The organism is Methylobacterium nodulans ORS 2060 (assembly GCF_000022085.1).
Lineage (GTDB): Bacteria > Pseudomonadota > Alphaproteobacteria > Rhizobiales > Beijerinckiaceae > Methylobacterium > Methylobacterium nodulans.
Window position 1 is genome coordinate 5,245,950 of record NC_011894.1, and the last position, 18,946, is coordinate 5,264,895.

Genomic DNA, 18,946 nt, shown 5'->3' on the forward strand with positions numbered 1-18,946 from the left:
CCCCGACGGATGAAACCGGCCGGATGAGCACTTCCTTTCGTGGCAGCCAACCCCGGCCCTCATGCTGAGGTGCTGCGTAGCAGCCTCGAAGCACGCCTGACCGCTGGTCCGAGGCTTTGGGTGGCTGGGAGCACCGGTCCGGGGTGCGTGCCGGCTGATGCCGGCCAAAGGGCCGGCTCGCGCCGGCCACCTCAGCATGAGGAGCGGAGCGGCTGCCACGCACCTCGGCTTCTATTTGGATCGGGCGCGATCGAACGTGCCCGGGAGAGGTCAGCGCGCCAGGACCTTGCCGGGATTGAGCAGGCCGTCGGGGTCGAGCGCCGCCTTGATCCGGCGTGCCAGGGCGATTTCCCCGGGCCGGCGATGGCGGACCAGCTCCGTCACCCGGTACTGGCCGATGCCGTGCTCGGCCGAGATGCTGCCGCCGAAATCCTCCACCACGCCGTGCACCAGTTGGTTGATCGCCTCGCTGGTCTGCCCGGGCGCGGCCAGCACGTTGTAGTGGATGTTGCCGTCGCCCATGTGGCCGAAGGCATTGGCGCGCGCGCCCGGCAGATCCGCGGCGAGCGCCCGCCCGGCCGCCTCCAGGAAAGCGGGAATCGCCGTGATCGGCACCGAGACGTCGTGCTTGACGCCGCGCCCCTCCTTCGCCTCGGCCTCGGTGATGCCCTCGCGCAGCGCCCACAGGCCGGCCGCCTGCTGGCTCGATTCGGCCAGCACGCCATCGACCGCATCCCCCTGCTCCAGCGCCGTCGCAAGCACGCCCTCGGCCGCCTCGCGCAGGGACGGAAGCGAGGAGGCCGCCTCGACGAGCAGGTACCAGCCGGCCGGTCCGAGCGGATTGCGCAGGCCCCCATGGCGCGCGACGAGATCGAGGGACAGGCCGGAGATCAGCTCGAAGGCCTGAATCGCGTCGCCGAGCTCGTCCTGAGCCAGGGTGAACAGCCGCAGGGCCGCCTGCGGATCCGGCACCGCGAGGAGCGCGGTCGCGACGTGCCGCGGGCGGGCTGTGAGCCGCAGCACCGCCGCCGTGACGATGCCGAGCGTGCCCTCGGACCCGATGAAGAGCTGCTTCCAGTCGTAGCCCGCATTGTCCTTGCACAGGGCCCGCAGCCCGTCGACGACGGTGCCGTCCCCGAGCACCACTTCAAGGCCCAGCACGTTGCCGCGGGTCATGCCGTAGCGCACGACGTTGAGCCCGCCCGCATTGGTGGCGATGACGCCGCCCACCATCGCGGAGCCCTCCGCCGCGAAGCTGACGGGCAAGAGACGGTTCACGTCCGCTGCCGCGTCCTGCGCCGCCTTGAGCACGCAGCCGGCCTCCGCCGTGAGCGTCAGCCCCACCGGATCGACCGCCCGGATCGCGTTCATGCGCATGAGCGAGAGCACGACCTGCGTCCCCGAGGCGTCCGGCACGGCGCCGCCTGCAAGGCCGGTATTGCCGCCCTGCGGCACGAGGGCCGCCCCGGCCTCGCGGCAGATCCGCACCACGTCGGCCACCTCTGCGGTGCTCGCGGGCCGCGCCACGCAGGCCGGACGGCCCGGGAACAGCCGCCGCCAGTCGATGGCGAAGGGGGCGATGTCGCTCTCCTCGGTGAGAAGGCCGCCCGGACCGAGACGGGCGGCGAGGCGCGCGACGAGGTCGTGTGTCGTCTCGGGGCTCATCGGGGGCGGTCTCCGGAAGGGCAAGCGAGGGCCCGCCCTCGCGCGGATGCCGCCCGGCGTCAAGCGCGGTCTCGCGGAGATCCGGGCGAAGGGGTCAGCGGCTCTCCGTCCGGACGGACTCTAACCACCGAACCGCTCGGTCCGGATCGTCTCCGGCGCCACGCCCGCATCGACGAGGAGGTCGGATGCCGTGCTGACGAAGGGATTGCCGCCGCAGACGAAGCTGCTCGCGGGCGGGCCGAGGCGGGACAGCGCCTCCGCCACGCGCGCCGCGTCGAGGCGCCGTCCGCCCGGGACGCGGGTCAGGTTGAGCATCAGCTGAAAGGCCGGCTCCTGTGCGTCGCGCCGCAGCAGCTCCGCGCGGGCGATCACCTCCTCGGGCGTGCGGGCGGAATAGAGAAGGAGGGCCGGCACGGAAGGCGCGGCCGCGGCCCGATGGCGGAGCATCGACAGGAGCGGCACCACGCCCGATCCACCCGCAACGAGGAGGAGCGGACCGCCCTGCCCCGCCTCCCAGGTGAAGGCCCCGATCGGCCCGCGCAGCTCGATGCGATCGCCCACCTCCGCCACGTCGGCGAAGAAGCCCGAGACCTCCCCGTCGTCGAGGTGCTCGATCATGAGATCTAAGCTCTCCTCGCCGCCCGGCGCGGAGGCGATGGAGTAGCTGCGCTGTGCCTGATAGCCGTCCGGGGCGGTGAGCCGCACATCCACGTGCTGCCCGGCCCGGAACGGGAAGGGACGGTCGGGGCGGAGGGTGAAGCGCTTCACCCGCGGCGTCTCGGCGGCGATGGCCGCGATCACCGCCTCCTGCCACGCCAGCGCCACCTCAATCGTCCGAGAACCGCTGCTCGCGCCAGGGATCGCCGTACATGTGGTAGCCGCGCAGCTCCCAGAATCCGGCCTCGTCCTTGGCCGTGAAGCGCAGGCCCTTCACCCACTTGGCGCTCTTCCAAAAGTAGAGGTGAGGGACCAGGAGCCGGGCCGGGCCGCCATGGTCGGGCGGGATCGGCCGGCCGTCGTAGCGCGTGGCCACCATGCCCTTGCCGCCGGCGAGGTCGGCAACCGGAACGTTCGTGCTGTAATCGTCGTAGCCCTCGGCGAGGAGGAAGGGCGTCGGCGCCGCGATGCCGGCGGCGGAGAGAAGGTCGTCGAAGCTCACGCCCTCCCAGGCCGTGTCGAATTTCGACCACTTGGTCACGCAGTGGATGTCGCCGCTCCAGCGGGTGTGCGGCAGGGCCTCGAATTCGTCCCAGGTCCAGCTCTTCAGGGGCTTCGGCCCCTGCCAGAGGGTGAAGGACCAGCGGGCGAGGTCGATGCGGGGGGTCGGCCCGAGCTGCAGGACCGGAAAGTCGGTCGTCAGATACTGCCCGGGCGGCAGCCGCTCCTCGACTGGCCGGGAGGGCCGCCGGCCCGTGAACCCTCGCGTCGCCATACGGGTCTCCTCGTCGCGTGCCGCCAAGATGGCGCGCGGTCGACCTGCCGTCGAGCCCTCAGCCCGCCCCCGGATCGACCTCGTCGCCCTGGCGGTCCGAGGCGTCGGCGCCCGAGCGGTTGCCGTTGGCTCCTCCGTCCTGCGGCACGGCCGCGACGCCCTTGAGATCCTCGGCCGTCACCGGCCGGTCGGTGCGCGCCTCGCGGGCGGGTTTCCTGTCCTCGGCGCTCTTCTTCTCCCGGGCGCTCATCGGCTGGGGCCCCGCTCGTCCTCGTGCCCGACCGACGCGGTCGCCCGGTCGATCGCCTCCTCGGTCGCGGGCCGCGCCCGCGGGTCGCCGATCCGGCGCAGGGTCTCGGGCGACGTCTCGGCCGCGGTCTGCTCGCTCGCATCGGTCGCCCCGATCGAATCGAGCCGGTCCTCGTCCGAGGCCGTGCGGGCGGTGCCGGCCTCGCCCATCGGGTTGCTCTTCAGATCCTGCTGGGTGCGGGACGGGACGCCGACGTCCAGCGGACTGTCCTGGCCCATGTCCTGGCCGTTGCGATCCGTATAGGGATCGAACTCGCGCAGCGACGGCCGCGCCTGATCCGTTTTCGCCATGGTCGAAAGCCTCACGCTGGTCGCGGATGTCCGGAGACAACTCCGGGCGCCGGATGAGGTTGCGGCTCGGCCAGGGCAGCGTCGCGGGGCCGCGCCTTGCGCCGCCGCAACGAATATGCGGCGAAATCGTGCCAAGGCCCCTTTAATCCCGCTCCGGCTTGTCGCAGTCTGAAGCCGGCACAGGCTGTCGGGAGAGCGGCCGAGCAATCTGGAGGTACGCCATGGTCATGCCGAATCGTCTGGTGAAATCCGCCTGGATCGCGGCGGAGGTCACCCGCGAGTCGTCCGAGAAGGTTCTGGTGGTCGAGGCCTATATCGCGGTGAGCCCGCTGGAGAGCGGCTACGACCCGGGCCGCTATGGGCAGCTCGTGGAAGACGTCCGGCGCATCCTGGCCGAGAATCCGGACATCGACCGGGCCTCGATCCTGAGCGTGCACCGGGAATCGCGCTGCGCTGCACTGTTCCGGCGCTCCGTGCCCGACTGCCCGGGCAAGCCCGAGCTGGTGGCCTAGAGATCTGTCCGGGAGAGGTGGAATCCGGTTCTCCGCCCGAACGGATGACCGATCGAGACTTCGAGTGCCGCAACCTCCCGCTTCCGCGGGAGGCTGAGGCTTGCACCGAGGTCAGATGCCGTCGAACAGCGCCGACGAGATGTAGCGCTCCGCGAAGGAGGGGGCGACGGTGGCGATCCGCTTGCCCCTGAACTCGGGCCGCGCAGCGACCTCGAGGGCGGCGGCGACGTTGGCGCCCGTCGAGATGCCGCCGGGGATGCCCTCCAGCCGCGAGAGCAGCCGGGCGGTCTCGAAGGCGGTCTGGTTCGACACCGTGACCACCTCGTCGATCACGCTGCGGTCGAGGACGTTGGGCACGAAGCCCGCGCCGAGGCCCTGGATCTTGTGCGGCCCGGGATTGCCGCCCGACAGGACCGGGGAATCCTCCGGCTCCACCGCGATCACCCGCAGCTGCGGCAGGCGCGGCTTCAGCACCTGGCCGACACCCGTGATGGTGCCGCCCGTGCCGACGCCGGCCACGAAGGCGTCGAGATGGCCCTGCGTGTCGTTCCAGATCTCCTCCGCGGTGGTGTCGCGGTGGATCTCGGGATTGGCCGGGTTGTTGAACTGCTGGGGCATGATCGAGCCGGGGATCTCGCCAAGCAGTTCCTCGGCCTTGGCGAGGGCGCCCTTCATGCCCTGCGGGCCGGGGGTGAGCACGAGTTCGGCGCCGAGGAAGAGCAGCATCTTGCGGCGCTCGATCGACATCGTCTCGGGCATGACCAGGATCAGCCGGTAGCCGCGGGCCGCCGCCACGAAGGCGAGCGCGATGCCGGTATTGCCGGAGGTCGGCTCGACCAGGGTGCCGCCCGGCTTGAGGGTGCCGGAGGCTTCGAGCGCGTCGATCATGCTCACCCCGATGCGGTCCTTCACGGAGGCGATCGGGTTGAAGAATTCGAGCTTCAGGAGGATCTCGGCCTCGACGCCGCGCTCCTGGGGCAGGCGGTTGAGGCGTACGAGCGGCGTGTTGCCGATGGTCTCGGTGATCGAACCGAACACGCGGCCGTGACCGGGCTTGCGGCCCGTGTCAGAGGCGGTGGTGGCAGCATCGGCCATGTCGAAGCTCCTGGAAGGCAGAGGTGACGCAGGGGCGCAAGGGCCCGCTCCACGAGCACGCCTAGCCTAAATCCGACTTGGCGTCGAGATATAGTCGATCATACATATTTCGACTGTGGAATGTGGGTAGCAGGGCCAATTCCGCCGGCCGCAATCCCGCCCGCCGGAGGTCAGGCCCGGGCCATCAGGCCGCGCTCGGCCAGCACGGAGGCGGGCGGCCCCGAGGCGACGACCCGCCCCTCGTCGAGGATGTGGACCACGTCCGCGCGGGCGAGGCTCGTCAGGCGATGGGCGATCATCACCACGGTGCGCGTCCCCGACAGAGCCGAGAGGGCGGCCATGACGGCGGCCTCGGTCTCGCCGTCGAGGGCCGACGTGGCCTCGTCGAACACGATCACGTCCGGATCGTGATAGAGCGCCCGCGCGATGCCGATGCGCTGGCGCTGGCCGCCCGAGAGCCGTGCTCCGCGCTCGCCGACCCCCGCGCCATATCCTCCGGGCAGCGCCGCCACGACCTCGTGCAGGCCGGCGAGCCGGGCCGCCCGCTCGATGGCGGCCGGATCCGGATCCTCGATGCCGAGCGCGATGTTCTGCGCGACCGTGCCGTCGATCAGGAACACGTCCTGGGGCACGTAGCCGATCCGGTTCTGCCATGCCGGCAGGGTGTGGGAATCGAGCCGCACCCCGTCGACCCGGATCGCCCCGGCGGCGGGGGCGACGAGCCCGAGGAGCAGGCCGATCAGGGTCGACTTGCCCGACCCCGTCCGGCCCACCAGGCCGACCGTGGTGTTCGCCCGGATGGTGAGATCGACGCCGCGCAGGGTCGGGCGCCCCGGCTCGTAGGCGAAGGAGACCCCCTCGAACCGGACCGCGTCGCGGAAGGGCAGGCGCTCGGGCAAGCGGGGGCGCGGCTCCTCCTCGCGGGAGAGCTCGGCCACGATCCGGCCGACCGCCGGCAGGTAGAAGCGCAGCTGGGCGAGCGAATTGAAGATGTTCTGGAAGGCCGGGAGCATGCGGTAGCCGGCGAAGGCGAACAGCCCGAGGAGCGGCAGCAGCCCGGCCGTGTCGAGCCCGCGCGAGAACGCGAACAGCACCACCACGATGACCCCGCCGAAGGCGAGCGCCTCGATGACGAAGCGCGGCATCTGACCGGTCACGAGGCTCGCCGCGCTGGCGCGGGCATAGGCGCGGGCGGGCGCGTCGAATCGGGCCGTGAAGGGGCCGACCCGTCCGTAGAGCGACAGCTCGGTCAGGGCCCCGAAGGTCTCCTGGACCACCCGGAAGCGCATCTCGTTGTCGGCGGTCGCCCGGGCGCCGAGCCGCGCCAGCCGGGCCCGCACCACGAGATAGAGCCCGACATAGAGGCTGCCGAAGCCTCCGCCTAAGATCAGCGCGAGGGTGGGCGCGTAGACGAGCAGGAAGACCGCGATGGCCGTCGCCGAGACCGCGCGCGAGGCGATGACGAGGCTCGGCATCAGCACCCCGGTCACGAGCCGGTCGGTCTCGCTCAGCACGTTCTTGGCGAGTTCGGCGCTGTTGGTGCGGGCGAAGAACAGGCGGTCGCGGGCGACGTAGCGGGCGAGGAGCCGCCGCGCGAAGCCGTAGCCGGTCAGGTGCGCGAACAGGAGCTGCGCGTAGCTGAGCCCGGCATTGACGACGCTCGTCGTCAGGATCGCGGCGAGCGCGGCAAAGCCCGTGGCCACCAGGAAGCTGCGATCGTCCGTGAGGCCGAGCGCCGCCCGGACCGTCCCGAGCACCGGGATGCGGGACGCCGCTGCGGGATCGCCCACCAGGGAGAGGAACGGCACCACCGAGGCGACGCCCACGATCTCGAACAGGCTCGCAACGGCGAGCCCGAGGGCGATCAGGAGGATGCGCCGCCGGTCGCGCGGACGCATCACGCGGACAAGGTCGATCAGCGCGCGCATCGCCAAGGCGCGTACGCGGGCAAGCCCGGCGAGGCAAGACGGCGGCGAAGCCGCCCGTGCCGATTTCGCCGGCGACGTCGGCTCGGCGACTCCACCGGCGACTTCACTTGGCGATTTCGCTTGGCGGCAGCGGGCCGGGCACACTAGTCAGGCTGGCAGTGCGACCCCATGTCTTGCCGGACGGAATGTCCTGCCGGACAGTCCAGCGTCGCCGAAACGCCCGTCGTTTCCCCGAGGTCTTCATGCTCACCGACACCCCCGCGGCCGGCCAAGCGCCTGCGGACGCCCTGATCAAGGACACCACCACCAACGGCTTCCGCCAGGACGTGATGCAGGAGTCGATGCGGCAGCCCGTGCTGGTCGACTTCTGGGCACCCTGGTGCGGCCCCTGCAAGCAGCTGACGCCGATTCTCGAGAAGGCGATCAAGAACGCCGGCGGCAAGGTGAAGCTCGTCAAGATGAACATCGACGAGCACCCGCAGATCGCCGGCCAGCTCGGCATCCAGTCGATCCCGGCGGTGATCGCCTTCCAGCGCGGCCAGCCGGTGGACGGGTTCATGGGCGCCCTGCCCGAGGGCCAGGTGAAGAGCTTCATCGAGCGCCTCGTCGGGCCGCTCGGGCCCACGCAGGTCGAGGACCTGATGGCCGAGGCCGAGGCGGTGGCCGCGGATGGCGACGCCGAGGCGGCCGCCGAGATCTACAGCGCGGTGCTGGCCCAGGAGCCCGGCCATGCCGGCGCGATCGCGGCGCTTGCCAAGCTCGTCCTCGACCGCGGCGACGTCGAGGGTGCGCGCCAATTCCTCGACTCGGCGCCGCCCGAGGCGGCCAAGAGCCCGGCCGTGGCGAGCGTGCGCGCGGCGATCGAGCTCGCCGAGCAGGCCGCCGCCCTGGGCGACCTCGGCGCTCTGCAACGTCAGGTCGAAGCGGATCCGTCCGATCATCAGGCGCGCTTCGACCTCGCGCTCGGGCTCAATGCCCGTGGCCGTCAGGAGGATGCGGTCAATCACCTGATCGAGATCGTGCGGCGGGACCGGGGCTGGAACGACGACGCCGCCCGCAAGCAGCTGCTGCAGCTCTTCGAGGCCTGGGGTCCCATGGACCCGATGACGATCCGGGGCCGGCGCAAGCTGTCGTCGCTGATGTTCTCGTAGGTGACAGGCCGGACGGGGCGTGGGGCGCCCCGGAGGCCGGCCGCGACAGGGGCGGGAGCGGCTCGATGAGCATGAATGTGGCGTACAAGGGCCCGGGCGATTGCCCGGCGGTGATCCCGGTGTTTCCCCTGCCGGGAGCGCTGCTGCTGCCGCGAGGCCAGATGCCATTGAACATCTTCGAGCCGCGCTACCTCGCGATGGTCGACGACGCCCTGCGCGGCGACCGCGTGATCGGCATGATCCAGCCGGATCCGGATGCCGCCGAGCAGCCGCTCGCGCCGAGGCTCTACCGGGTCGGCTGCGCGGGCCGGGTCACGCAATTCGCCGAGACGGGCGACGGCCGCTATCTGATCTCGCTCACCGGTATCGCGCGATTCCGGGTCGACGAGGAACTCTCGACGACGATGCCCTACCGGCTCTGCCGGGTGACCTTCGACCCCTTCGCGGCGGATTTCCACGCGCGGGCGGGCGAGGAGGCGGTCGATCGGGCGGGCGTGCTGCGCGCGCTGAAGGATTTCGTGGAGGCCAACGACCTCAAGGTCGACTGGGCCGGGATCGAGGAAGCGCCGAACGAGGCGCTGGTGAACGCGCTCTGCATGATGAGCCCGTTCGGCCCCCGCGAGAAGCAGGCGATGCTGGAGGCGCCGGACCTGAAGACCCGCGCCGAGGTGCTGATCGCCGTGACCGAGATGGAGCTGGTGCGCGGGTCGGGCTCCGAGCCGACCCTGCAGTGAGGCTAAGCGGGGCTCGCCTGCGCTCCGGCAGGCGCACGGCGCCTCGGCATAGTTCACCACCCGGCCGGCCCTGATGGATGAAACCGGCTGAATGAGCGCTCATGTGGCAGCCAACCCTGGCCCTCATGCTGAGGTGCGGCGCAGCAGCCTCGAAGTACCCCTGAACGCTCATCCAAGCTCCGGGTGGCTTGGATCATCGGTCTGGGGTGCTTCGAGGGCCGGCTTTCGCCGGCCACCTCAGCATGAGGAGCGCAGCGACTTCCACAAGCGTCGCGGCATCGGCTCCGTAAGGCTCAGGCGGCCTTCACGCGCATCGAGAGGATCTTGTCGGGATCGCGCACCGGTTCGCCGCGCTTGATCTGATCGATGACCTCCATGCCCTCCGTGACCTTGCCCCACACCGTGTACTGGCGGTCGAGGAAGCGGGCATCGGCGAAGCAGATGAAGAACTGCGAATTCGCCGAATGCGGAAAGTTGGTGCGGGCCATCGAGCAGGTGCCGCGCACATGCGGCTCCGCGTTGAACTCGGCCTTGAGGTCGGGCAGGTCGGAGCCGCCGGTCCCGGTGCCGGTCGGGTCGCCCGTCTGGGCCATGAACCCTTCGATGACGCGATGGAACGGCACGCCGTCGTAGAAGCCCTGCTCGGACAGGGTGCGGATCCGCTCCACGTGGTTGGGGGCGAGGTCGGGGCGAAGCTGGATGACGACGCGGCCTTTGGTCGTCTCCATCACCAGGGTGTTCTGATCACTCATGCCGGGTCTCCTTTGGTCCGGAATACACGAATCGCAGGGCGATGGGCCGCCCCGCAATGGCACCACCGAGCCCCGCCGTCACCTGCACGGGCGTGCAGGCGTGCAGGGCATCGAGCGTGGCAGAGGCGAGCGGCCGGCGCCGCTCAAGGGGCAGGCTGGAATAGGTGACGTGCGGCGGGCCCTGCAGGCGCCCGTCCCGCGTGAGGCTGAGCCGCAGGGTGATCTGGGCACGCCCGAGGCCCGGCAGCGGCGTCCAGCAGGCGGCGAGAGCCGGATAGAGCTGGGTGAGCGTATCGGCCGGCGCGACGATCCTGGCGCGATCGACCGGCACCCGCACGGTCGCCCGCAGGGTCGTCGGCAGCGACAGGACCGGCGGATTCTCGTCATCGTCGAACTGCGCCGCCGCCGGCGCAGCCCCCAGGGCGATGAGGGCGGCCGCGAGAGCGGCCCGCCGGAGCGCCGCCCTCCGCCTACTGGCCATCCTGGGCGAGCTGCATCCGCACGATCTTGTCGGGGTTCTGCACCGAGCCGTTCGCAGCGCTCGAGCCCTTCTTGATCTTGTCGACGACGTTCATGCCGGACGTGACCTCGCCCACCACCGTATACTGGTTGTTGAGGAAGGAGGCATCGCCGAAGCAGATGAAGAACTGCGAGTTCGCGGAATTCGGGTCCTGCGCGCGGGCCATGCCGACCGTGCCGCGCTTGAACGGGGTCGGCGTGAACTCGGCCGGAATGTCGGGGAGCTTCGACTTGCCCATGCCGGTGCCGGTGGGATCGCCGGTCTGGGCCATGAAGCCGTCGATGACGCGATGGAACGGCACGCCGTTGTAGAAGCCCTGCTTCACCAGCGTCTTGATCTGCTGGACGTGCTTGGGCGCGAGGTCGGGCCGCAGCTGGATGGTGATGCGGCCGTCCTTGGTGTCGAGATAGACGGTGTTGGCATCCGGCGCCGCAGCGGCGCCGAAGGCCGCCGCAACGGTGAACACCAGGGCGACGAGCCAGCGGGTCATCGGGGAATCCTTCTCATCGGGAGAGCGCGGGGCGCCCGGGTCTCGGCGTCGGGGCCGAACGGTCACGGCTTGGCGAAGCGCGCCTCGAGGCGTTCCGCCACGAGCTCCGGCACGAAGGGCCGCACGTCGCCGCCCATGGCGGCGATCTGCCGGACCAGCGTGGCGGTGATCGGGCGCACGCCCGTGGAGGCCGGCAGGAACACGGTCTGCACCTCCGGCGCCATGGCGCTGTTCATGCCGGCGAGCTGCATCTCGTAATCGAGGTCGGTGCCGTCGCGCAGGCCGCGGATGAACAGGCTCGCCCCCGCCCGCCGCGCGGCTGAGACCGCGAGATCGTCGAAGGTGACGACCTCCAGGGCCGACCCCTCCGCCGCGGCGATCGGGTCGCAGGTGGCGCGGATCAGCTCCGCCCGCTCCTCGGCGGAGAAGAGCGGTGTCTTGCCCGGATGCACGCCGATGGCGATGACCAGGCGCCCGACGAGGCGGCAGGCCTGCCGGATCACGTCCACGTGGCCGTTGGTCACCGGATCGAAGGACCCGGCATAGAGCGCGGTACGGTTCATCGCGGCCCCAGGTAGAGCATCGGGTCGGAGAAGGAAACCGGGCCGTCAGCGCGGAACGGCGCCGACGAGGGGTCCGAGCGGGCGGCTCAGATCCGAGCGGTTGAGGGCGGGCGCATAGAGGCTCGACACGCTCCCGTCGAGGAACAGCGCGTTCGGGCAGTTCAGGGCATCCCGGAACAGCCGCGCGAAGGCCCCGAAGGTCACCGGCCCTTCCGAGATGGCGAAGACCGCCGTATGCCCGTCCGGCTTCACCCCGACGCCATTGCGGATCTTGAGCGAGGGGCCGTTCGTCGAGATCTTCGGGTGGATGCGCCCGCCGATCACCAGCATCGGCCCGGATTGGGTGGCGTAGTCGGCCTTCACGCGGCTGCGCAGGTAGCGGCCCGTCTCCACCACCCCGACCTTGTCGCCGCTCACGTAGAAGACGCCGTTCGGCTTGAGGTGGAAGTTGCCTGGGCCGTTCGCCGTGTTGGCCACCTTCATCTCGCGGCCGTCCTCCACGTAGAGGCCGACCGGCGCGAGGTCGGCGTTGTACATGCCGGCATTCATCGCGAAGGAGAGCCGCGGCCCCTGCGCGGAGGCGAGCCGTCCGAGGGAGCCGTAGGGCAGCCCGTCGGCGCCGCGCCAGAAAAGCTTCACCCGGGCCCGGCGCAGATCGACCGTGCAGGCGACGAAACGCTCGCCCTCATGCGTCATCGGCTCGCACGGCCCTGGGGAGGCTGCGGCCGCAGCGGTCCACACCAGCATCGCGCAACCGAGAGCGGCCCGCAGGCCGCCGTTCCGACTCGACATTCCCCCGCCTCGTCGCGGTCTCCCCTGGCGAGGGTCGGTAGCACGCGATCAAGTTCCTGTGCAGTGCGGACCGAAAGCGCCACCACGGCGTTTCTTTCCGGGGGACTTCGTTCTTGCACGCGGAGGACGACATGAAACGGGTGATGGTGGCGTCCGCAGCACTCGTGGGCGCGCTCATGCTGGTGCCCACGATGGCGGAAGCGCGTGCCGGCTTCGGCGGCGGAGGCTTCCGCGGCGGCGGTTTCGGCGGAGGTGGGTTCCGCGGCGGCTTCGCGGGCGGCGGATTCCGTGGCGCCGGCTTCGGTGGCGGCTTCCGGGGTGCCGGCTTCGCCCGTCCGGGCTTTGCGGGCGGCTTCGCCCGTCCGGGCTTCGCGGGCGGCTTCGCCCGTCCGGGCTTCGCGGGCGGCTACGGCTTCCGCGGCGCGCGGTTCGGCTACGGCGGCTGGGGCTATCGCCATGGCTGGGGCTATCGCCGCGGATGGGGCCTCGGCGCGGCCGGTCTGGGCCTGGGCCTGGGTCTCGGCCTCGCAGCCGCCTCGGCCTATCCGTATTACGGGTATTACGGCGGCTACTATCCGGCGGGCTATTACGGCTACGACGATTATTACTACGGCGCCGGCTGCTACCAGGTGCCGCGCGTGCGCTGGACCCCCTTCGGTTACCAGCGCGTCCTCGTGACCCGCTGCTACTGATCGGCGGATGCAGGGCCGCCTCGCGCGGCCCCGCTCACCGCAATTTGCGTCGATCCGCCTCGTGCGCATCGGCATCGCGGCGACCGCCGCACGGCCGCAGCCTCGGCGCCTGCACCGACCGCCTCGGCCACGACCGGATCCCGTTCCCGTTTCCCGGCCCGCGCATCCTCGAGCATGCGCCGCCGGGCGACGCGCGGGTTCCCGGGCTCGGCCGCGATCGCCGGCACCCCGCCGGGCCGCACGCGCTCATTGACGAGCGCGACCATTGCCCCAAGTGGCCGCAGCAAGCTGGGCGATCGGTTCGCGGGAACCGCGGCGGCCGGCAGGCCGAACCGTCGCATGGCTCGGAACCGTCCTCTCAGGGAGACCGCGCATGTCCGACCTCAACCGCCGCATCGTCCTCGCCTCCCGCCCGCACGGCGAGCCGACTCCGGCGCATTTTCGGCTGGAGAGGAGCGCCATGCCGGTGGCCCGGGACGGCGAGGTGCTGCTACGCAACCGCTATCTCTCCCTCGATCCCTACATGCGCGGCCGGATGAGCGCGGCGAAGTCCTATGCCAAGCCGGTCGAGATCAACGAGGTGATGGTCGGCGGCACGGTCGCGGAGGTGGTCGCCTCCCATCATCCCGACTTCGTGGTGGGCGACACCGTGCTCGCCTATGGTGGCTGGCAGGATTTCGCGGTCTCGAACGGCCAGGGCCTGCGCAAGCTCGACCCCTCTGTGGCCCCCGTCACGACGGCGCTCGGCGTGCTCGGCATGCCGGGGATGACGGCCTATACGGGCCTGCTCACGATCGGGGCGCCGAAGCCGGGCGAAACCGTGGTGGTCGCCGCCGCGACCGGACCGGTCGGCTCCCTGGTCGGACAGATCGCCAAGCTCAAGGGCGCGCGGATTGTCGGCATCGCGGGCGGCCCGGACAAATGCCGCTACCTCATCGAGGAGCTCGGCTTCGACGCGGCCGTCGATCACCGCGGCGACGACCTGCCCACGGCTCTGGCGGAGGCCTGCCCGAAGGGCATCGACGTCTATTTCGAGAATGTCGGCGGGGCGGTGTTCGACGCGGTGCTGCCGCTCCTCAACGACTTCGCCCGCATCCCGGTCTGCGGCCTCGTGGCGAACTACAACATGACCGAGCTGCCGCCCGGTCCCGACCGGGTGCCGGCGCTGATGCGCGCGATCCTGAGCAAGCGGCTCACCTTCCGGGGCTTCATCGTGTGGGACTTCGCCGAGCAGGAGCAGGCCTTCCTGCGGGACGTGGCGGGCTGGCTGCGCGAGGGCCGCATCCGCTATCGCGAGGATCTCGTCGAGGGTCTCGAACAGGCGCCCGAGGCCTTCATCGGCCTTCTCAAGGGCCGCAACTTCGGCAAGCTGGTCGTGAAGCTCTGACGCGCGAGCACGCTCCGTTCCACCGGTAACAGGCTGTGCTCCCGATGCTCGATCGGGCCGCAGCGCGTGCGACGAACCGGCATCTCCTTCGGCACCTCCTGGGCCGGACGATGCTCGAATCGGGTGGCGCAGCCGCGACGGCCACGGCCCGGAACCGGATCGCCGGGCCGGGGTTCCTTCCCGCGCGACCGATGGGGTCGCCAGATCGCGACCGGTCCGGCTGTCGCGACCGGTCCGGTCGCCGAAGGAGGACCGATGAAGACGCTCCTGATCGCCGCATCGGCGGCAGCTGGCCTCCTGGCCGCTTGCGGCATGGCGGAGGCCAAGGGCTGCATCAAGGGTGCGATCGTCGGCGGGATCGCCGGCCACTATGCGGGGCATCACGGCCTCGCCGGGGCTGCGGCCGGTTGCGCGATCGGGCGCCATCAGGCGAACAAGCGCGAGCGTGCGCGCAACGCGCCGCCGGCGAATCGCTGATTCGGAGCATCCGGCCGCCGCCCGACCGCGCTCTTCGCGGCGCAGCACGAATACGGCCAAGCTTCACCCGGTCGATCCGAGTTGAGCTTGGCCGTTCGACGGCCAGCGATCCCGTGTGGACCGGTGAAGCTTTCCCGGAACGCCGCTCACGGCCGCGCGAGGGGCGCCGTCTTATCGCCACAACTCCCCGGCTTCTTGGCCGAAACGGGCCGGACACATTCGGCCGAAGCACGGGGATGACCCTTCATGCAGCGTCGCGCGATCGGACCGTCGGCCCAGGCCGTCCATTGGGCGCCCTCCGGCTCCCGGGATGTCCTGACCCTTGGCGGCCGTGCCCGCGCGCATCAGGGCGGAATCCCGGTTCTCGCCCGCACCATGCTGACCGCCGCCTGCCTCGCCGCCGGGCTCGGCTCCCTGCTGCACCGCTACGGTCCGGACCTCACGACGACCCGCCCCTCGGTCGCCATGATGGCCGACCTCCTGGTCATGCCGAAGCCGCGCGTGCAGACGCAGCCCAAGGAGGCCCCACTGAGCATGCCGGTGCACGACCTCGACACGGCGCTCGGCTCGGAAGGCGTCGACCGCGTCTCCTACGACGACCTCCTGTCGGCCACCGTCGGCGGCGATCCGAACGAGGTGCTCAGCTTCGGCCCCATGAGGGTGCGCCGCCACATCGTGCAGAAGATCGTGAAGGCGGCCTACACGGTCGGCATGGACCCGGTTCTGCTGATGGCGGTCGCCGACAAGGAATCGAGCTTCCTCACCGAGGTCCAGGCGCGCACCTCCTCGGCCACCGGCCTCTACCAGTTCATCGAGCGCACCTGGCTCCAGGTCATGCGCGAGTTCGGCGCCCTGCACGGCTACGCCCGCGAGGCGTCGCTGATCGCCGAGGACAACACCGTCGCGGATGCGGCCGAGCGCGCCCGGATCCTCGACCTGCGCCGCGATCCGGCCCTCTCGGCGATCCTCGCGGGCGAGATGCTCAAGCGCGACAGCGCCCGGATCGCCGCCCGGATCGGCCGCACCCTGTCTCTCGGCGAGACCTACCTCGCGCACTTCCTCGGCCCGGACGACGCCGAGCGTTTCATGGCGAAGGTCGTGGAGGAGCCGAAGGCGGAGGCCGCCGCTCTCCTGCCCAAGCCCGCGAAGGCCAACAAGCCGATCTTCTACGAGCGCGTCGGGCGCCGGAAAGCCCGCAGCCTCACCGTCGCGCAGGTCCACGACAAGTTCGAGGCCATGATGACGACCCGCGGCGACCGCTATCGCGACGTCGGCTCGCTCACGGGCATCATGGCCTACGCCGCCGCACAGTCGCCCTGACGCGCGCCCGTTCGATCCCGCTGCCCTAGAGTGGAATCCGTTCACGGTGGAACGGATTCCACTCCAGGTCTTTGTTTTCGCCGCATCGTCTGCGGTGCCCCGGGATCCACTTCGTCGGAAAATGCTCTAAACTTTCTTGCTCGCAGAGCCGGGCCGAACCCGTCGGCCGTTCCGCGCGGGACGGGGTCGGTCCGGAAGGACGCCGTTCAGGGGGAGATGAGGATCGCGATGGCAGCGAAGGACGACGCGGATTCCTACGCCAGCGAGTACGCCGCCACGGCCGGGCAACAGGCCGCCTTCTTCCGCGAGCAGGCCGAGCGTCACCGGCGGGAGGCGGCCCGGGCGCGGCTGTCCGCCGACCTGAGCCGCGGCGCGGACCGCGAGGAGCAGACCCGACTCGCCGAGCACCTCGAATCGCTGGGCCGCCACGACGACACGATGGCCGAGGCTTTCGAGGCGCGGGCCCGCGGGCCGCACTGACGCATCAGTTCACCACCGACCTTTGCCGACCGTGACGGATGGAACCTGAGGCGGCCGCAAGGGCGCCCCTTCCGATGGCATCCTTACCGGTGCTCATGCTGAGCAAGCATGAGATTGAGGGCTGAAGTTGGCTGCCCCTGGCGGGAGCGCTCGGACGGCATGCTTGGCTTAAGGGGCGCGACGAGACGGTCTGCGAACGAGCGGTCGCAGACCAGATCACAGGGTCTCCGCCCCTTTCCCGGATTCTCCGCCCTTCGCACTCTCCCTTTCCCGGACGACTGGAGCGTAGCGGAAGGAGATCCGGGAACCAGCACGGTGAGTTGCCGCGAAGCGGCTCAATCTTCCAGCACCGGCGCTGACAAGCGGTCGCTGCGCGACGTCCTGTGCTGGGTCCCGGGTCGCATTCCGCTGCCGCTGCATGCGCCAGGGAAAGAGGGAGCGGATATCCTCGCGTGGGTTGACGCGGCCTCAATCGGAACCTGAGGAGCGTGGCGGCCTTCACGCAGGTCGGTTTCTATTTGGCGACAGGTGAGGCACCGGGAATCCCCTCCCGTGCGGGAGCAGGGTTCCGACGAATACGCGCGGGCATTCGATCAAGGCCGGCCCATCCCGGAGCGAGCGCCGCGCCGGCACTCTCGTCTCTTTCGGGGTACGCAAGGACGACGCGCAGGGCGAAGATGAGCGTGCGCCTGCGCGCGGAACGGCCAAGGTGTGCGGGCGCACCGCAGCATCCGCATGATGCGGTCAAGCAGTCGTGAACCGTCCGACGGCTCAGTGGTTCACCGCCGCACGAACCGTGGCATTTTCACGGAACCGAATCGCCCGTCGTACATTCTTCACTGCAAAGGTAATTGCTGAGGTAAGGCTCCCAGCCATGAAGATCTTCGCCACCGCCCTCGCGGGCGTCCTTGGTGCCTGCGTGCTCGCCTCGGCCCCGGTCAAGGCCGCGCCTTACGACCCCTTCGATATCAATCCCGGCGAGGAGTACTACGCCAGCCGGCCCTACGGCGCCCCCATCTACAGCACCCCGTCCTATGGTCAGGGTCACATGGCGGGCAGCACGGATCAGGCACAGGTCGCGCCGATTCCCCGGGAACTCGTGCCCTTCGGCAACAAGTACGGGCCCGGCACCATCGTGGTGTCGACCTCGGAGCGCCGCCTCTACTACGTGCTCGGCGACGGCATGGCGATCCGCTACGGCGTCGGCGTCGGCCGACCCGGCTTCACCTGGTCGGGGACCAAGAGGGTGGTGGCGAAGCGCGAGTGGCCGTCCTGGACGCCCCCGAAGGAAATGCTGGCGCGCCGTCCCGACCTGCCGCGCTACATGGCCGGCGGTATCGACAACCCGCTCGGCGCCCGCGCCATGTATATCGGCGGCACGCTCTACCGCATCCACGGCTCGAACGAGCCGGATACGATCGGCCAGGCGGTGTCCTCGGGCTGCATCCGCATGACCAACGAGGATGTGACCGACCTCTACGACCGGGTGAAGGTCGGTACGAAAGTCGTCGTGCTGAACTGACCGGCACCGGGCCGGGATTGTGCAGGGCTGCCGCGAGGCAGCCCTTCGTCGTTCAAGGAGCGACGCCGCTCAGGGAACGACGCGCCCCGGGGCGGGAGGCTGGGGCGGGCTGAAGGGCGCGATCGGCACGTCGCAGAAGCAGCGTGCGCCGAGCGGACGCGGACCGGGCATCGGGCAGGAATAGGGGTGGGGCCCCGTGAACCCGCGCTGGATCGCTTCGCAATTGTAGCCGACGGCGCGGCGGCGCGGCGGCGGCTCGTCGTCGGGGACGTAATAGGGCTGGGCGGCGGCCAAGCCGGTCAGGGCCGTGACAAGCAGGGCCGCCGACGCGAGGGAGGCGCGAACGAACCGTCGCATCACTGCGTTCTCCGTCAGGATGAGGCGCCGCCCCGCGGGGCGGGCCGGCGTGGGGGGCATCGGTAGCGGAAGCCGACCGCACCGGCAACGTACGGTCTCGCTTCTTGAGGGAAGGCCGGGAGGCAAGCCATGACCAGCCCGGGCCAGTGGCAGCGCACCCTCGATGCGATTCTCGCCCTGACGGACGAGATCGCGCGGCTCTCTCCCGACTGCGCCGATCGCGCCATGCAGATCGCCCGACTCATGCGCAATCTCGAACCGCCGCCGGGCGAGAGCTGCACCGGCGCGCCCGAGGCCGATTCGGACACGGAGCCGGAAGTCGGTGCCCTGACCCACGCGCTGTCGTCGCAACCGACGCGCGCCCCGTGATCCGGCGCGGAAACCCGGCAACGCGAGCGGCCGTACCCCGTCCGGGATACGGCCGCCCATCAACGCCCGTTATTCGAATTCGGGAAGGCTTCTTCCTTCCCCGGCGAC

23 protein-coding genes are annotated in these 18,946 nt (G+C 70.6%); 10 read left to right on the top strand and 13 right to left on the bottom strand.

Translation table 11 applies throughout. The features are described 5' to 3' along the window. Nucleotides 1–270: 270 nt before the first annotated feature. From MNOD_RS24465 to MNOD_RS24485, 5 genes are all read right to left on the bottom strand, one after another. Nucleotides 271–1,665 carry an FAD-binding oxidoreductase gene (locus MNOD_RS24465; RefSeq protein WP_015931644.1) on the bottom strand — a complete coding sequence of 465 codons (1,395 nt, stop codon included), beginning with the start codon at nt 1,663–1,665 and terminating at the stop codon, nt 271–273. 120 nt (nt 1,666–1,785) lie between these two features. Beyond that, nucleotides 1,786–2,490 carry a ferredoxin reductase gene (locus tag MNOD_RS24470; RefSeq protein WP_015931645.1) on the bottom strand — a complete coding sequence of 235 codons (705 nt, stop codon included), beginning with the start codon at nt 2,488–2,490 and terminating at the stop codon, nt 1,786–1,788. A gap of 1 nt (nt 2,491) precedes the next feature. Further along, the gene (locus MNOD_RS24475; protein WP_015931646.1) at nt 2,492–3,097 is read right to left on the bottom strand and encodes a sulfite oxidase-like oxidoreductase; all 606 of its coding nucleotides are present in this window, start codon (nt 3,095–3,097) and stop codon (nt 2,492–2,494) included. 58 nt (nt 3,098–3,155) lie between these two features. Next, complete coding sequence (locus MNOD_RS24480) at nt 3,156–3,347, bottom strand: hypothetical protein (RefSeq protein ID WP_015931647.1); 192 nt, start codon at nt 3,345–3,347, stop codon at nt 3,156–3,158. Next, nucleotides 3,344–3,697, bottom strand: a complete 354-nt coding sequence (locus tag MNOD_RS24485) for a hypothetical protein (RefSeq protein ID WP_015931648.1) — start codon at nt 3,695–3,697, stop codon at nt 3,344–3,346. The genes MNOD_RS24480 and MNOD_RS24485 overlap by 4 nt, the downstream gene beginning before the upstream one ends. Nucleotides 3,698–3,918: 221 nt before the next feature. On the opposite strand from MNOD_RS24485, the gene MNOD_RS24490 reads away from it, so the two are divergent. Then, nucleotides 3,919–4,209: a hypothetical protein gene (locus tag MNOD_RS24490; RefSeq protein WP_015931649.1), complete on the top strand. Its 291-nt coding sequence runs from the start codon at nt 3,919–3,921 to the stop codon at nt 4,207–4,209. 111 nt (nt 4,210–4,320) lie between these two features. Here MNOD_RS24490 and cysK read toward each other — a convergent pair whose 3' ends face one another. Together cysK and MNOD_RS24500 are read right to left on the bottom strand one after the other, a co-directional pair. Continuing rightward, the gene (gene cysK / locus MNOD_RS24495; RefSeq protein ID WP_015931650.1) at nt 4,321–5,304 is read right to left on the bottom strand and encodes a cysteine synthase A; all 984 of its coding nucleotides are present in this window, start codon (nt 5,302–5,304) and stop codon (nt 4,321–4,323) included. A 170-nt stretch (nt 5,305–5,474) separates the two neighbouring features. Continuing rightward, complete coding sequence (locus tag MNOD_RS24500; RefSeq protein WP_015931651.1) at nt 5,475–7,232, bottom strand: ABC transporter ATP-binding protein; 1,758 nt, start codon at nt 7,230–7,232, stop codon at nt 5,475–5,477. 242 nt (nt 7,233–7,474) lie between these two features. On the opposite strand from MNOD_RS24500, the gene trxA reads away from it, so the two are divergent. Both trxA and MNOD_RS24510 read left to right on the top strand, forming a co-directional pair. After that, the gene (gene trxA / locus MNOD_RS24505) at nt 7,475–8,383 is read left to right on the top strand and encodes a thioredoxin (RefSeq protein ID WP_015931652.1); all 909 of its coding nucleotides are present in this window, start codon (nt 7,475–7,477) and stop codon (nt 8,381–8,383) included. A 65-nt stretch (nt 8,384–8,448) separates the two neighbouring features. Then, nucleotides 8,449–9,117 carry an LON peptidase substrate-binding domain-containing protein gene (locus MNOD_RS24510; RefSeq protein WP_015931653.1) on the top strand — a complete coding sequence of 223 codons (669 nt, stop codon included), beginning with the start codon at nt 8,449–8,451 and terminating at the stop codon, nt 9,115–9,117. Between the two features lie 293 nt (nt 9,118–9,410). Here the strand turns inward: MNOD_RS24510 and MNOD_RS24515 are convergent, their stop codons facing one another. The 5 genes from MNOD_RS24515 to MNOD_RS24535 form a co-directional block, all read right to left on the bottom strand. Then, on the bottom strand, nt 9,411–9,869 hold the full coding sequence (locus MNOD_RS24515) for a peptidylprolyl isomerase (protein WP_015931654.1): 459 nt from the start codon (nt 9,867–9,869) through the stop codon (nt 9,411–9,413). Further along, nucleotides 9,862–10,350, bottom strand: a complete 489-nt coding sequence (locus MNOD_RS24520) for a hypothetical protein (protein ID WP_015931655.1) — start codon at nt 10,348–10,350, stop codon at nt 9,862–9,864. The genes MNOD_RS24515 and MNOD_RS24520 overlap by 8 nt, the downstream gene beginning before the upstream one ends. Continuing rightward, complete coding sequence (locus MNOD_RS24525) at nt 10,340–10,879, bottom strand: peptidylprolyl isomerase (RefSeq protein WP_015931656.1); 540 nt, start codon at nt 10,877–10,879, stop codon at nt 10,340–10,342. Before MNOD_RS24525 ends, MNOD_RS24520 begins: the two co-directional genes overlap by 11 nt. Before the next feature lie 62 nt (nt 10,880–10,941). Continuing rightward, nucleotides 10,942–11,442 carry a pantetheine-phosphate adenylyltransferase gene (gene coaD / locus MNOD_RS24530; RefSeq protein ID WP_015931657.1) on the bottom strand — a complete coding sequence of 167 codons (501 nt, stop codon included), beginning with the start codon at nt 11,440–11,442 and terminating at the stop codon, nt 10,942–10,944. 45 nt (nt 11,443–11,487) lie between these two features. Next, nucleotides 11,488–12,189 carry a phosphodiester glycosidase family protein gene (locus tag MNOD_RS24535; RefSeq protein WP_244424811.1) on the bottom strand — a complete coding sequence of 234 codons (702 nt, stop codon included), beginning with the start codon at nt 12,187–12,189 and terminating at the stop codon, nt 11,488–11,490. A 176-nt stretch (nt 12,190–12,365) separates the two neighbouring features. Here MNOD_RS24535 and MNOD_RS24540 point away from each other — a divergent pair, with 176 nt between their 5' ends. From MNOD_RS24540 to MNOD_RS24570, 6 genes are all read left to right on the top strand, one after another. Next, the gene (locus tag MNOD_RS24540) at nt 12,366–12,926 is read left to right on the top strand and encodes a hypothetical protein (RefSeq protein WP_015931659.1); all 561 of its coding nucleotides are present in this window, start codon (nt 12,366–12,368) and stop codon (nt 12,924–12,926) included. Between the two features lie 373 nt (nt 12,927–13,299). Continuing rightward, nucleotides 13,300–14,313 carry an NADP-dependent oxidoreductase gene (locus tag MNOD_RS24550; protein ID WP_015931660.1) on the top strand — a complete coding sequence of 338 codons (1,014 nt, stop codon included), beginning with the start codon at nt 13,300–13,302 and terminating at the stop codon, nt 14,311–14,313. 255 nt (nt 14,314–14,568) lie between these two features. Continuing rightward, a complete protein-coding gene (locus MNOD_RS24555) occupies nt 14,569–14,790 on the top strand; it encodes a hypothetical protein (protein ID WP_015931661.1) in 222 nt (73 codons plus the stop codon). A 246-nt stretch (nt 14,791–15,036) separates the two neighbouring features. Continuing rightward, nucleotides 15,037–16,110 (top strand): transglycosylase SLT domain-containing protein, encoded by a 1,074-nt coding sequence (locus MNOD_RS24560; RefSeq protein ID WP_015931662.1) that lies wholly within the window; start codon nt 15,037–15,039, stop codon nt 16,108–16,110. Nucleotides 16,111–16,338: 228 nt separating this feature from the next. Continuing rightward, nucleotides 16,339–16,590 carry a hypothetical protein gene (locus tag MNOD_RS24565; RefSeq protein ID WP_015931663.1) on the top strand — a complete coding sequence of 84 codons (252 nt, stop codon included), beginning with the start codon at nt 16,339–16,341 and terminating at the stop codon, nt 16,588–16,590. A gap of 874 nt (nt 16,591–17,464) precedes the next feature. After that, complete coding sequence (locus MNOD_RS24570) at nt 17,465–18,112, top strand: L,D-transpeptidase (protein WP_015931664.1); 648 nt, start codon at nt 17,465–17,467, stop codon at nt 18,110–18,112. 69 nt (nt 18,113–18,181) lie between these two features. Here the strand turns inward: MNOD_RS24570 and MNOD_RS24575 are convergent, their stop codons facing one another. Next, the gene (locus MNOD_RS24575; RefSeq protein ID WP_015931665.1) at nt 18,182–18,469 is read right to left on the bottom strand and encodes a hypothetical protein; all 288 of its coding nucleotides are present in this window, start codon (nt 18,467–18,469) and stop codon (nt 18,182–18,184) included. A gap of 129 nt (nt 18,470–18,598) precedes the next feature. On the opposite strand from MNOD_RS24575, the gene MNOD_RS24580 reads away from it, so the two are divergent. After that, nucleotides 18,599–18,838 carry a hypothetical protein gene (locus MNOD_RS24580; RefSeq protein WP_015931666.1) on the top strand — a complete coding sequence of 80 codons (240 nt, stop codon included), beginning with the start codon at nt 18,599–18,601 and terminating at the stop codon, nt 18,836–18,838. Nucleotides 18,839–18,946: the final 108 nt, after the last annotated feature.

Excerpts from the sequence above, each read along its gene's own strand:
- MNOD_RS24465 (WP_015931644.1), bottom strand. The coding sequence starts at position 1,665 with ATGAGCCCCGAGACGACACACGACCTCGTCGCGCGCCTCGCCGCCCGT.
- MNOD_RS24475 (WP_015931646.1), bottom strand. The coding sequence starts at position 3,097 with ATGGCGACGCGAGGGTTCACGGGCCGGCGGCCCTCCCGGCCAGTCGAG.
- MNOD_RS24480 (WP_015931647.1), bottom strand. The coding sequence starts at position 3,347 with ATGAGCGCCCGGGAGAAGAAGAGCGCCGAGGACAGGAAACCCGCCCGC.
- MNOD_RS24485 (WP_015931648.1), bottom strand. The coding sequence starts at position 3,697 with ATGGCGAAAACGGATCAGGCGCGGCCGTCGCTGCGCGAGTTCGATCCC.
- MNOD_RS24490 (WP_015931649.1), top strand. The coding sequence starts at position 3,919 with ATGGTCATGCCGAATCGTCTGGTGAAATCCGCCTGGATCGCGGCGGAG.
- cysK (WP_015931650.1), bottom strand. The coding sequence starts at position 5,304 with ATGGCCGATGCTGCCACCACCGCCTCTGACACGGGCCGCAAGCCCGGT.
- MNOD_RS24500 (WP_015931651.1), bottom strand. The coding sequence starts at position 7,232 with ATGCGCGCGCTGATCGACCTTGTCCGCGTGATGCGTCCGCGCGACCGG.
- trxA (WP_015931652.1), top strand. The coding sequence starts at position 7,475 with ATGCTCACCGACACCCCCGCGGCCGGCCAAGCGCCTGCGGACGCCCTG.
- MNOD_RS24510 (WP_015931653.1), top strand. The coding sequence starts at position 8,449 with ATGAGCATGAATGTGGCGTACAAGGGCCCGGGCGATTGCCCGGCGGTG.
- MNOD_RS24515 (WP_015931654.1), bottom strand. The coding sequence starts at position 9,869 with ATGAGTGATCAGAACACCCTGGTGATGGAGACGACCAAAGGCCGCGTC.
- MNOD_RS24520 (WP_015931655.1), bottom strand. The coding sequence starts at position 10,350 with ATGGCCAGTAGGCGGAGGGCGGCGCTCCGGCGGGCCGCTCTCGCGGCC.
- MNOD_RS24525 (WP_015931656.1), bottom strand. The coding sequence starts at position 10,879 with ATGACCCGCTGGCTCGTCGCCCTGGTGTTCACCGTTGCGGCGGCCTTC.
- coaD (WP_015931657.1), bottom strand. The coding sequence starts at position 11,442 with ATGAACCGTACCGCGCTCTATGCCGGGTCCTTCGATCCGGTGACCAAC.
- MNOD_RS24535 (WP_244424811.1), bottom strand. The coding sequence starts at position 12,189 with ATGCTGGTGTGGACCGCTGCGGCCGCAGCCTCCCCAGGGCCGTGCGAG.
- MNOD_RS24540 (WP_015931659.1), top strand. The coding sequence starts at position 12,366 with ATGAAACGGGTGATGGTGGCGTCCGCAGCACTCGTGGGCGCGCTCATG.
- MNOD_RS24550 (WP_015931660.1), top strand. The coding sequence starts at position 13,300 with ATGTCCGACCTCAACCGCCGCATCGTCCTCGCCTCCCGCCCGCACGGC.
- MNOD_RS24555 (WP_015931661.1), top strand. The coding sequence starts at position 14,569 with ATGAAGACGCTCCTGATCGCCGCATCGGCGGCAGCTGGCCTCCTGGCC.
- MNOD_RS24560 (WP_015931662.1), top strand. The coding sequence starts at position 15,037 with ATGCAGCGTCGCGCGATCGGACCGTCGGCCCAGGCCGTCCATTGGGCG.
- MNOD_RS24565 (WP_015931663.1), top strand. The coding sequence starts at position 16,339 with ATGGCAGCGAAGGACGACGCGGATTCCTACGCCAGCGAGTACGCCGCC.
- MNOD_RS24570 (WP_015931664.1), top strand. The coding sequence starts at position 17,465 with ATGAAGATCTTCGCCACCGCCCTCGCGGGCGTCCTTGGTGCCTGCGTG.
- MNOD_RS24575 (WP_015931665.1), bottom strand. The coding sequence starts at position 18,469 with ATGCGACGGTTCGTTCGCGCCTCCCTCGCGTCGGCGGCCCTGCTTGTC.
- MNOD_RS24580 (WP_015931666.1), top strand. The coding sequence starts at position 18,599 with ATGACCAGCCCGGGCCAGTGGCAGCGCACCCTCGATGCGATTCTCGCC.